Here is an 11424-nt window from a genome sequence, read left to right as displayed (position 1 = left end):
AGGGACCGCCATGTTGCTCATCACCTGCCCGAACTGCGGGGCCCGTGACGAATCCGAATTCACCTACGGAGGTCAGGCGCACGTGCCCTACCCCGAGGACCCGTACGCGCTCACCGACCGCGAATGGGCCGAATACCTCTTCTACCGCGACAACGACCGCGGCCTCTTCGCCGAACGCTGGTGCCACAGCCTCGGCTGCCGGAAGTGGTTCAACGCGATCCGCGACACCGTGACCTATGACTTCGCCGCCGTCTACCCGATGGGACAGCCGCGGCCCGCCGAATTCGAAGGAGGCGTGAAGCGATGACCTCGACGCACACCGACTCGCACGCAGAGTCGCACACCGAGACCAGCGGGTCGGCGACCGGACAGCGCGAGCGCCTGCCGCACGCGACCGGCATCGACCGCACCCGGCCGCTGACCTTCCGCGTCGACGGCCGGTCTTACACCGGGTTCGCCGGGGACACGATCGCCAGTGCCCTCATCGCCGCCGGCCGCCTCGACTGCGGGAGCTCGACGTACCTCGACCGGCCCCGGGGAATCCTCGCCGCCGGGGTCGAGGAGCCCAACGCCCTCGTCCGCGTCCACGCCCCCGACGTCCATGCCCCCGACCGCGCCGAGGTGGCCGAATCGATGCTCCCGGCGACCCGCGTCCTCATCCGCGAAGGCCTGGAGGCCGACTACCTCTCCGGGCTCGGCATCCTCGACCCCGGCCGCGACGACGCCGTCTACGAGCACACGCACGCCCACACCGACGTCCTCGTCGTCGGGGCCGGTCCCGCCGGGCTCGCCGCCGCCCGGGAGGCCGCGAAGTCCGGGGCCCGCGTCCTCCTCCTCGACGACGAACCCGTGCCCGGCGGGGCGCTCCTCGCCGCTCCCGCGGAGATCATCGACGGGGTGCCGGCCCCGGAGTGGATCACCTCGACTCTCGCCGAGGCGACCGCCGCCGAGGAGTTCACCTATGTTCCTCGCACGACCGTCTTCGGCAGCTACGACTCGAACTACTTCGTCGCCCTCGAGGACCGCACCGGCGCCGAGGCGGGACCCCGGCAGCGCGTGTGGCACATCCGGGCCGGTCAGGTCGTCCTCGCCACCGGAGCGCACGAACGTCCCATCGTCTTCGCCGACAACGACCGACCCGGCATCATGCTCGCCTCCGCCGTGCGCACCTACCTCGGTCGCTACGGTGTCGTCGCCGGGCAGCGGGTGGCGATCGCGACGACGAACGACTCCGCCTACGCCCTCGTCCCCGAGCTGCAGGCCGCCGGAGTCGAGGTCGTCGCGGTCATCGATTCCCGTGCCACCGCCTCGGCGCGGGCCTCCCAGGTCGTCGCCGACACCGGTGTGCGCCTCATCCTCGGCGCCGCGGTCACCGGGACCGCGGGCGAGGGCCCGGCGGGACGGATCTCCGGGATCACCGTCTCCGCACTCGACGAGGACGCGGTCGCCGCACCCGGCGGCGAGGACGTCGCGGTCGACCTCCTCGCCGTCTCCGGCGGCCACTCGCCGGTCATCCACCTCCACGGCCAGCGTCGCGGGCCCATCGCCTGGGACGCCGACATCGCCGCCTTCGTGCCCACCGGCCCTGTCCGTGACCAGTCCACGGTCGGAGCGATGACCGGGGACTATGCGCTCGCCTCGGCGCTGCGGCAGGGCGCGGAGGCAGGCCACGCCGCCGCGGCGGCCACCGGCTTCGACGCCGAGCTGACCATCCCGCGCCCCGACACGTCCGACACGCCCCCCGCCCCGCATCGACCCCTGTGGGCGGTGACCTCGGCCGAGGCCGATCCCGGCGACCTGACCACGCACTTCGTCGACTTCCAGCGTGACCAGAGCGTCGCCGACATCCTCCGGGCGATGAACGCCGGCATGCGCTCGGTCGAGCACATCAAGCGGTACACGTCGATCTCGACGGCCAACGACCAGGGCAAGACCTCAGCGGTCAACACGATCGGAACGATCGCCTCGGTGCTCGGGGAGGACAACCTCGGCGAGGTCGGCCACACGACGTTCCGCGCCCCCTTCACCCCGGTCGCGTTCGCGGCGCTGGCCGGGCGGCGCAAGGGGGAGCTCTTCGATCCCGCCCGGGTCACGTCGATCCATCCGTGGCACGTCGCCCATGGTGCTCAGTTCGAGGACGTCGGGCAGTGGAAGCGGCCGTGGTACTACCCGCAGGAGGGCGAGGACATGGACGCCGCGGTGCTGCGCGAATGCCGGGCAGTGCGGGAGTCCGTCGGCTTCCAGGACGCCTCGACGCTCGGCAAGATCGAGATCCGCGGCACCGACGCCGGGAAGTTCCTCGGGCGGATCTACACCAACGGGTTCGCCAAGCTCGGGGTCGGCAAGGCCCGCTACGGGCTCATGTGCACCCCGGACGGGATGATCTTCGACGACGGCGTGACCCTGCGCGTGGCCGAGGACCGGTATTACATGACGACGACGACCGGAGGGGCGGCGAAGGTCCTCGACTGGCTCGAGGAGTGGCACCAGACGGAATGGCCCGAGCTCGACGTCGTCTTCACCTCGGTGACGGAGGAATGGGCGACCGTCGCCGTCGCCGGACCGAAGTCGCGGGAGGTCATCGCCCGGGTCGCCCCCGACCTCGACGTGTCCAATGAGGCGTTCGGCTTCATGGAGTTCCGGCACGCGACGCTGGAGAACGGGATCCCGGCGCGGATCTGCCGGATCTCGTTCTCCGGGGAGCTCGCGTTCGAGATCAACGTCGAAGCCTTCTACGGGCTGGCTGTGTGGGAGATGGTCGCCGAGGCGGGGGCCGAGTTCGACATCACCCCGTACGGCACGGAGACGATGCACGTGCTGCGCGCGGAGAAGGGGTTCATCATCGTCGGGCAGGACACCGACGGGACGGTCACCCCGGCCGATGCGGGGATGGAGTGGATCGTCTCGAAGGTCAAGGACTTCATCGGCAAGCGCTCGTACTCCCGCGTCGACACCGCGCGCGAGGACCGCAAGCACCTCGTCGGGGTTCTCCCCGTCGACGGGGAGACCCGGCTGATCGAGGGCGCGCAGCTCGTCGCCGCGGGCACCCCGCTCACCCCGGAGGCGGGACCGGTGCCGATGATCGGGCACGTCACCTCGTCGTATCTGTCCCCGACCCTGGACCGGCCGTTCGGGCTCGCGCTCGTCGAGAACGGCCGGAACCGCCTCGGCGAGATCGTCCGATCACCGCTCGGTGACACGGTCATCGACGTCGAGATCACCTCACCTGTGTTCTACGATCCGGAAGGAGAGCGTCGCGATGGCTGAGACCACCGACACCGCCCTCGATGACCTGCGGGTGTCCCCGGCCGCCCACCTCGCCGAGGCGATGGCTGAGGCGAGTGCGTCCGGCGCCGAGGTGGGGTTGCGGGAACGTCCCTTCGCCGTCCAGATCGGCGTGCGCGCAGTGCCGGGGACCTCCTCGGCGCGGGCGATCGAGTCCGCGCTGGGGATCACTCTGCCCGAGGCCGTCGGGGAGGTGACCGGGGATGCGGCCGGGCGGCACACGCTGTGGCTGAGCCCCGACGAATTCCTCACCGTCGACGTCGCGGCCACGCAGCGCCCGGGCGAGACGGACGAGGCCGAGGCCGCGCTCGAGGGACCGCCCGTGCAGGTCGTCGAGCTCTCGGCGAACCGGACGATCCTCGAGCTCACGGGGCCACGGGCGCGGACCGTGCTCGAGAAGAGCTGCCGCGCCGACCTCCACCCCAGGGTCTTCGGGGTGGGCACGGCGATCGTCACGCAGCTCGGGCCGGTGCCCGTCCTCCTCCATCGGTCGGGTCAGGAGGAGTTCCGGATCCTGCCGCGCTCGAGCTTCGCCGACTTCATGGTGCGGTGGCTGCTCGACGGAATGGCCGAGTTCACCGGGGCCTCGGGGGTCACCGGGGCCGCGAACCACGATCGGAAGGGCTGAGCATGCCGGAATACGTCCTCTCCCTCGAATGCGATGAGCGTCGGGGAATCGTCCACTCACTCACCGGGGCGCTGCTCGAACACGGCGGTGACATCAGGGAGCTCAAACAGTTCGACGACGCCCTGAGCAAGAGGTTCTTCCTCCGCGTCGAGTTCGAGCTCGAGGCTGAGGCGCTCGAGGATCTGCGCCGTGAGATCGAGGCGGTGGCCGGGGATCTCGATGCCTCGTGGAACCTCTGGCCGAAGGGGGAGAAGCGCCGAGTCCTCATCATGGTCTCGAAGTTCGAGCACTGCCTCAACGATCTCCTCTTCCGCGCCCGGATCGGGGAGCTGCCCGTCGAGATCGCCGCGGTCGTGTCGAACCATCCTGACCATCGGGAGCTCGTCGAATGGCATCACGTGCCGTTCTTCCGGATCCCGGTGACCGCAGAGACGAAGCCGGAGGCCGAGGCCAAGCTGCTCGACCTCGTCGACCGGTTCGAGATCGACCTCGTCGTCCTCGCCCGGTACATGCAGGTCCTCTCCGACGATCTGGCCCGTGAGCTCACGGGGCGGGCGATCAACATCCACCACTCGTTCCTCCCCTCGTTCAAGGGGGCGAAGCCCTACCATCAGGCGTACGAGCGGGGAGTGAAGACCGTGGGCGCGACCGCCCACTTCGTCAACAGCGAGCTGGATGAGGGGCCGATCATCGCGCAGGCCGTCACCGAGGTCGACCACGCCTTCGGTCCGCAGGATCTCGTCGCCGCCGGCCGGGACACCGAATGCAAGGCACTGTCGAACGCAGTGCGCTGGCACTGCGAGGGCCGGGTGTTCCTCAATGGGAAGCGCACCGTCGTCCTCCGGTGAGAGGTGGGGTGGGGTCGCAGTCGACTGCGGCATTCGGGCCCGGCGGGTGGAATAGTCAGGCCGCGGCTGCGGTTCACAAGAATGCGCCGGTCGACTCCGGCGATAGCGCCTCACACGAAAGGTCGAGCATGGCTGAGAACACCATCACGATGTACGGAGCGGAATGGTGCGGCGACTGCCGGCGCACGAAGAAGCAGCTGACCGAGCTCGGCATCGACTTCGACTACATCGATCTCGTCGCGGAGCCCGAGCGGGCCGACGACGCGAAGGCGATCTCGGGTCGGACGAACATCCCGGTCGTCGTCTACCCCGACGGCTCCCACCAGGTCGAGCCGACCAACACCGAGGTCGAGGACAAGCTCAAGGACCTCGCTCTGCTCTGAAGTCCGCACTGAGACCGCCACTTAGCGTCGAGACCGACACTTATGACTGTCCGTCTCGGCGCTAACTGTCCGTCTCGGCGGACGAGGACGAGCTCCCCGGCTCCGCGTCGGCGGCGAGCGCTATAGGCCAGCGGCGGGCCCGACGCGCCAGAGCCTCCCCGGCCGGTCAGTGACCCGCGAGAGCACCGGCGACGATCTCGTAGACGACGAACGCTGCCAAGCCGAAGAAGACTGCGGCCGCCACGGAATGGAGAGTCGTGGCTGCGCGAGGGCTGTCCGACAGGCGCTGCTGCAGAGTGCCGGCGAAGACGCCGACAAGCGAGTCGACCGTCAGCCCGATGACCATGAAGATGAGCCCGAGAGTGATGAACTGTGCAGTCGTCGACCCTGCATCCCCTGCGAACTGCGGAAGGAACGACAGGAAGAAGAGGACCATCTTCGGATTCGTCAGGTTGACGATGACGCCTCGGAGGAACCAGCGATGGTCTCCGGTGTCGGCATCATTGAGCGAGACACCCTTCCGCGCCGAGCGCAGTGAGTCGATTCCGAGCCAGACGAGATAAGCGGCGCCCACCGCTTGGAGGACGGTCAGTGCCCACGGCACTCGTGCAACGAGCTGACCGGCACCCGCGGCCACGACGAAGCTGTAGACGAGCACGCCGACGGCCACGCCGGCCGAGGCGCGAAGCGCCGCTCCCCGGCCACCGGCGATGCCGACGCCGATCATGTACGCCAAGTCGGTTCCGGGCGCGATGCAGATGAGCACAGTTGCGAGCACGAACGGCGGCAGGACGCTGATGTCGATCATGGCGACACCGCTGCTCGGCGCTGGGCGTGTGGATTCCGGTGGCGATGCCGATCGACGCGTGCCCGGTTCCCGCATCCCGGGCTGCACCACTTCTGGTTGACCCGTGAGCGGTGGAAGATCTGTCCGCAGCCTGGCGCCTCGCAGATAGCGATGGCCGCCAGGTCATCCCGGCCGAGGAGGTCGACGACCGATGCCGCGAGCACCCCGGCAAAGGCGGCGAATCCGTCGCCAGCCGTCAGCCGACTGCCGCGGGGTCGGGATCCGAGCAGACGGAACACCCGACCCGTTTCGACGAGGCTGTTGATGAGGGCGGTGTCGGCGGGATCCCACTCCTCTTCACGGACCGCAGCACGCAGCGTGCGACCGGCGGCATCTCGCAGGGCGCGGAGATGAGGCAGATTCTCATCGGTGATCTCCACTTTCGGCAGTTCGGTCGGCTCGAGGTCGATCCACTCGTGTGCGTCCTCCACTGTTGCGATGAGGTCAACCGTCTCGAACTCGCGACCAATAGTCGTGTTCGCGAAATCGACGGCAAGATGGTCGCCGAGCCAAATCCACTTCTCTGATCGATTCATAGACCCAGTGTGGAGGGGTAACGGAAAGTTTTGCAAAAACCATTACATCACCACATTGAGGGCGTCGCTTGACCGACTGAAGGAAATCGCCCAGCGTGCGCCATCGCGCACTGTCGGAACGATCGCGACCCTGGATGCGACGTTCTGCAAAGCAATGTTCCAGATCATAGATATCCGTTGACCGATGACCCAGACGTGAGTCACGATGATGGTGGTTCGGCGAAATCGGCCTGGGACTTCCGCAGTTGCGGTGACGTTGTGAACGCCGGCTCTAAGGGGAGTCGATTGCTGCCCGATCCTTCATCGGGTGAACGCATAGCAAGCTCGGCTGCTCCGATTCGCCGATCCAGGCGACGATGGCAGACGTCGTGAGAGATGCAATCGCCGACGCTGGACTTAAGAAAAAAGGATCAGTCTGGCGGAGTCGGTGCGATCACTTGATGGATGCGGCGAGACCGACCAAATATCGGGCGGCAAGCGGCGGCCGACGATCCACCCTTGCATCGCAGTGGACTTTCAGGCGAGACCTGGTTGTCGCAGATTCGGTTGGCCCGGGGTCTGCCAATGAATCATGCGTGAGTGGAACGGTAACGCGCGGCTTTTGCCTGGTTGCCGCAAGTCTTCATGCTGCACCAGCGCCGCCGACGACTGCGGGAGGAATCAACAAAGAACCACCCGCACCGATCGCAGGCGCGTACACCCTGGGGCGGTGGATCGAGGAGGAGCGTGATAGCTCTGAGCGCCACGATAGCGAGTGAACCCTGCGCGTTCTGCGCAGTGGCTGTCCCGTCAGCGTGGACGGTCATGTCGGTAATGGAACGCTGGGTGGTGTCGAGCAGGTCTGTGAAGGCGTCGGCGGGAATACTGCGGTCGTCCTTGTGCGCATCGAAGACCGTCCACAGCAACGCTCGTAGCGCGCGAGCTTCGTGCAGAGTCCCCTCGTCCACGTCGGATTCACCGTCCAGTAGCAGACCGGTGTGGGCGAGCCAGGTTGCGAGATCGGTGGTGTCGCTGAACAGGTCCGGGCCCGGCTCGGGCCAGCGGCGGTAGACGGTGTTGGCGAAGTCGAGTGCGAGGTTCCCGGCAATGAAGTGGTCCTCGATCCATTCGGTGGTGGCGGTCATGGCAGCTCGTATCTCAGAACGGGGCGATCGTGCTTGCGCCGGGCGACCTCGGTGAACCCGGCATCAGTGAAGGCGCTGGAGATGCCGGTCATCGCGGTGTCCGGGCCAGCCCTGCGCCTCTTGCGAGGTTCAACGGGGTACGCCTCGACGATGCGGGTCGGCGACGTCTTGGCGATATGGCCACACACGGCAGCGATCCACGCCGACAGCAGTCCTTCGCCGCGATGACTCTTGACCATGAACAGGCAGGTCAATGAGACGACCGGTTCGTCATCGACCGACTTCAGCAGCGTCGAGCGTCGCAGGCGGGAGAAGTCGGCGCGGTCACCGAAACCGCACCATGCGACCGGTTCGTGGTTCAGATACCCCACGATGCCCGGCGACCGATCGCCTTCGGCCAGTTCCCGCATGGCCGCCTTGTTGCCCTCGCCCTTGTTCTCCATCCACTCATCGATTCTCAGCCGCCAGTGCATGCACCAGCAGCCACGAGCACCGCCCCTTTTGCCCATCACTGTCTCGAAGTCGTCCCACGTGGCCGATTCGAGCGACTTGACCGTCAGCGTCAGCCCGCTCATGTGCCGGCGCTCGCGCGGTAGAAGACGTCACGGGTGAAGGCGACCAATAGGTCGGCGACCTCGGCGGCATGGGTCTCCAACAGGAAGTGCCCGCCGTCGAAGATGTGCGCTTCGAACGTGTCCAACGCCCGGTGGTAAGCCAGCACCTCGCTGATATCGAAGGCCGGATCGTGACGTCCCCACAGCACCATGCACGGCGGCTGGTACGTGGCGTGATACTCGGCAATCTCATCGAAGCGGGCCACATGTTTGCGATAGTCGTAGAAGAACTGAAAGTACACCTCGATATTGCCCGGCCGCGACAAGTGCTCCCAGTCCAGATGCCACGACTCCGGCGGATGCAACTCCGCAACCCCCTCGGGCAACCCTCCGAGATAGGTGTCCTTAGTGCCTTCGAAGGTCAACCAGTCCGGCAACGCAGCCCTGTTCTCCTCGGTGGGCGCGGCCCAGTAACGACGGCCCGAGTCCCACCCCTCACCCAAGCCGGCCTCGTGCGCGTTGCCGTTCTGCACCACCAGACCCAGCACCCGCTCCGGGTGACGGGTGGCCAGAAAGTAGCCTACCGGCGTGCTGTAGTCCGTCACGAAAACGATGTACCGCTCCACGCCGAGGTCGTCCAGCAGCGCCTCGACCACTCGAGACAGCCCCTCGTATGTGTAATCATGCTGCTCCACCGGCGGGGAGTCGGAGAACCCGAAGCCCGGGATGTCGGGTGCGACCACGTAGGCATGCTCGCCCATGGCCGGGAGCACCTCGCGGAAGGAGTAAGACGAACTTGGTGCTCCGTGCAGCAACACGACCGCCGTTGATGAGGGCGCCCCCGCTTCGCGGTAGTGAACCCGCAAGCCTGCCACCTCACGATCGCGATGCCTTGTCTTGGCTATGTGCTTCATGGGGCTCTCCTCTCTTTACCGACTCGCCCCTCATGAGTAACCCTTGTTTGCTATTTTAACGGTTACTGCCAGGTTACGAACAGAGCGGGGTTCGACCGAGGCGGCCGAATTGTCTTGACCTTGTCCACGACGAGGCCGATTCTGAAGACAGCAGCCTCCTGATCGGGTTGCTGTTCATCAGATGCGGCGTCGGGGCTTCGCTGACGAACACATCTTGATCGCTGAGACCAGCTCGCTCTCCGAAATCAAGGAATCCGTCGCACGCGTATTCGCGCACCACTGACTCCTCTGACCGAACTCGACTTCGACTACGTCGATCTCGTCGCGGAGCCCGAGCGGGCCGACGACGCGAAGGCGATCTCGGGTCGGACGAACATCCCAGTCGTCGTCTACCCCGACGGCTCCCATCAGGTCGAGCCGACCAACCCCGAGGTCGAGGCCAAGCTCAAGGACCTCGCTCTGCTCTGACGTCCGCACCGAGACCGCCACTTCTCACCGAGACCGACGCTGAGAAGTGTCGGGCTCGGCGCTAACTGGCCGTCTCGGCGGACGACGGTGAACTCCCCGGCTCCGCGTCGGCGGCGAGCGCCTCGGCGATGATCTTCGCCTCACGCCGGAGCAGGGCGACGAGGTGCTCGACCCGCTGACCGGTGACGCGATCGGCGATCGAGGCGATCGACAGGGCGGCGCGCGGGCGCTCCCCGCGGACCTTGAGTGCGACTCCCACGGCCCACGACCCCTGCGCGAACAGTCCGGGGTTGTGGACGAAGCCGTCGATGCGGGCCTGGTCGATGATGTCGCGAAGCTGGTCGATGCGGACCTTCGGATAGCGCTGCGCGAGAATCTGCTCGTTCGCCGCGAACAGGGCGTCCACCTCGGCGCCGGGAAGCTCAGCCATGATCGCGAGACTGCCGGCTCCGATGCCCAGCGGATGCCGGTCGCCGACGGCGAGGGCGTTGTTGAAGATCTCCCCGAAGCCCTCCTCGCGCCGCGCGCAGATCGAATAGCTGCCGGTGCGCAGGGTGAGGAACGCGGTGTCCTGGGTGATCTCGGCGAGCCTGAGCAGACTCGACTCGGACTCGATGACAAGAGGGTCGACGGACTTCTGCGCGAGCTGCCCGAGGATCTGCGACTGCACCCCGAGGCGATACCCGCCCTCATCGAGGCGCTCGACATAGCCCATCGCGATGAGCGCCTGAAGCATCCGGTGGACGCTCGCCTTCGGCCGGCCGCTGATCGAGGCGATCTCCGACAGGCTCGCCCCGTGTTTCCCGTCACTGGCCAGCAGACCGACGAGTCCCAGCAGCGAGAGCGCCCGCTGGATGCTCTGCGCGCCGGTGCCCGGCTCGAGGTCATCGACGGCGTGGGCGACGTTGAACGAGGCGGACCGGCGCAGGATCTTCCCCCGCATCTTCATCCGCCCGATGTCCTCGGGATCCACGCCAGTGACCATGGTTCGATTATCGCGCGCCGAGGTGGTCCCACCACGGAGAATCCATGATGTGGAACCTCGGCGACGGCAGAGCGGACAGTCCCAAGGTGTCCTGTTCCGAACCCCTATCGCCGAGGCGGTTCGAGGGCTAGTCTCGAAGCACTCGACAACCACATGCACCGCTGCATTGGGAGGACCGCCATGACCGCCACGTACACGTTCGACGTGTTCAGCAGCCTCAACTCACGCGCCACCGTCTCCGAGGAGTCCGACTGGGGCGGTTACTGGGGAAAGCAGGGTCCCGAACTCCTCGAAGAGCGCCTCGGCGAGTACTCCGGCAGCCAGCGGCTCGTCCTCGGGGCGAACACGTACCGGGCGTTCGCCGCGATGATCGCCGCAGCCGGGGAGGACTCCGAGGTCTTCGACCCGTGGGTGACCGAGATGCGCAACCTCCCGACCACGGTCATCTCGAACACGCTGAGCGAACCGCTCGACTGGCCCGACGCGACCTTGGTGCGCGGCGATGCCGTCGAGGTCGTCACCCGGCTCAAGGAGAGCTCCGATGTGCCGCTGCGCTCCCACGGCAGCCTCGCGATGAACCGCGCACTCATGGACGCGGGCCTCGTCGACCGCCTGCAGGTCACGATCTTCCCCGCCCTGACCGGCCGCACCGGAACCGAACCGATCTTCGACGGCGCCGAGGACTTCGACCTCGAACTCCTCTACTGCCGCACCCTCGACGGGCGCACCCAGGAGCTCATCTACCGCCCGCACCTGCACTGAGCGCCTCACCTGCACTGACGGCGGGAGGGCGAGCCGCCTCGGCGCGGTCGTGACCGGAGGTGTCCACCGATCGGGGGACAGCGGTCGTCC

General features: G+C 67.1%; 13 protein-coding genes. 8 read left to right on the top strand and 5 right to left on the bottom strand.

The window, feature by feature from the left end:
* Positions 1–10: 10 nt before the first annotated feature.
* The 5 genes from FFS20_RS03505 to FFS20_RS03485 all read left to right on the top strand — a co-directional run bounded on the left by FFS20_RS03505 (position 11) and on the right by FFS20_RS03485 (position 5144).
* Positions 11–307 carry a sarcosine oxidase subunit delta gene (locus tag FFS20_RS03505; RefSeq protein WP_137824546.1) on the top strand — a complete coding sequence of 99 codons (297 nt, stop codon included), beginning with the start codon at positions 11–13 and terminating at the stop codon, positions 305–307.
* Positions 304–3267, top strand: coding sequence for a 2Fe-2S iron-sulfur cluster-binding protein (locus FFS20_RS03500; protein WP_137824545.1), 2964 nt, complete (start codon positions 304–306; stop codon positions 3265–3267). The genes FFS20_RS03505 and FFS20_RS03500 overlap by 4 nt, the downstream gene beginning before the upstream one ends.
* Positions 3260–3913, top strand: a complete 654-nt coding sequence (locus tag FFS20_RS03495) for a sarcosine oxidase subunit gamma family protein (RefSeq protein ID WP_095376591.1) — start codon at positions 3260–3262, stop codon at positions 3911–3913. Before FFS20_RS03500 ends, FFS20_RS03495 begins: the two co-directional genes overlap by 8 nt.
* A 2-nt stretch (positions 3914–3915) precedes the next feature.
* Positions 3916–4761, top strand: a complete 846-nt coding sequence (gene purU, locus FFS20_RS03490; RefSeq protein WP_095376590.1) for a formyltetrahydrofolate deformylase — start codon at positions 3916–3918, stop codon at positions 4759–4761.
* A 128-nt stretch (positions 4762–4889) separates the two neighbouring features.
* Positions 4890–5144 carry a glutaredoxin domain-containing protein gene (locus FFS20_RS03485; protein ID WP_137824544.1) on the top strand — a complete coding sequence of 85 codons (255 nt, stop codon included), beginning with the start codon at positions 4890–4892 and terminating at the stop codon, positions 5142–5144.
* Between the two features lie 166 nt (positions 5145–5310).
* Here FFS20_RS03485 and FFS20_RS03480 read toward each other — a convergent pair whose 3' ends face one another.
* Positions 5311–5952 (bottom strand): LysE family translocator, encoded by a 642-nt coding sequence (locus tag FFS20_RS03480; protein ID WP_171006966.1) that lies wholly within the window; start codon positions 5950–5952, stop codon positions 5311–5313.
* A gap of 110 nt (positions 5953–6062) precedes the next feature.
* Here FFS20_RS03480 and FFS20_RS18205 point away from each other — a divergent pair, with 110 nt between their 5' ends.
* On the top strand, positions 6063–6518 hold the full coding sequence (locus FFS20_RS18205) for a hypothetical protein (RefSeq protein ID WP_232254139.1): 456 nt from the start codon (positions 6063–6065) through the stop codon (positions 6516–6518).
* A gap of 578 nt (positions 6519–7096) precedes the next feature.
* Here the strand turns inward: FFS20_RS18205 and FFS20_RS03470 are convergent.
* The 3 genes from FFS20_RS03470 to FFS20_RS03460 are packed head-to-tail and all read right to left on the bottom strand — an operon-like array spanning position 7097 to position 9119.
* Complete coding sequence (locus tag FFS20_RS03470; protein WP_095375272.1) at positions 7097–7651, bottom strand: ABATE domain-containing protein; 555 nt, start codon at positions 7649–7651, stop codon at positions 7097–7099.
* Positions 7648–8226, bottom strand: a complete 579-nt coding sequence (locus tag FFS20_RS03465; protein ID WP_137824543.1) for a GNAT family N-acetyltransferase — start codon at positions 8224–8226, stop codon at positions 7648–7650. The genes FFS20_RS03470 and FFS20_RS03465 overlap by 4 nt, the downstream gene beginning before the upstream one ends.
* Entirely contained in the window at positions 8223–9119 is an 897-nt protein-coding gene (locus FFS20_RS03460) for an alpha/beta fold hydrolase (RefSeq protein WP_137824542.1), read from the bottom strand. Before FFS20_RS03460 ends, FFS20_RS03465 begins: the two co-directional genes overlap by 4 nt.
* A 252-nt stretch (positions 9120–9371) precedes the next feature.
* On the opposite strand from FFS20_RS03460, the gene FFS20_RS18200 reads away from it, so the two are divergent.
* Entirely contained in the window at positions 9372–9587 is a 216-nt protein-coding gene (locus FFS20_RS18200) for an NrdH-redoxin (protein WP_095375301.1), read from the top strand.
* 61 nt (positions 9588–9648) lie between these two features.
* On the opposite strand, the gene FFS20_RS03450 is transcribed toward FFS20_RS18200, so the two are convergent.
* Positions 9649–10572: an IclR family transcriptional regulator gene (locus FFS20_RS03450; RefSeq protein ID WP_095375269.1), complete on the bottom strand. Its 924-nt coding sequence runs from the start codon at positions 10570–10572 to the stop codon at positions 9649–9651.
* A gap of 180 nt (positions 10573–10752) precedes the next feature.
* Between FFS20_RS03450 and FFS20_RS03445 the strand changes: the two genes are divergently transcribed.
* Positions 10753–11334: a dihydrofolate reductase family protein gene (locus tag FFS20_RS03445; RefSeq protein WP_095375268.1), complete on the top strand. Its 582-nt coding sequence runs from the start codon at positions 10753–10755 to the stop codon at positions 11332–11334.
* Positions 11335–11424 lie beyond the last annotated feature (90 nt).

Source organism: Brevibacterium sp. 2SA (assembly GCF_005502845.1).
Taxonomy (GTDB): Bacteria; Actinomycetota; Actinomycetes; order Actinomycetales; family Brevibacteriaceae; genus Brevibacterium.
The sequence above is the reverse complement of the archived record's forward strand: the minus strand, read 5'-3'. Positions and strand labels throughout refer to the sequence as shown.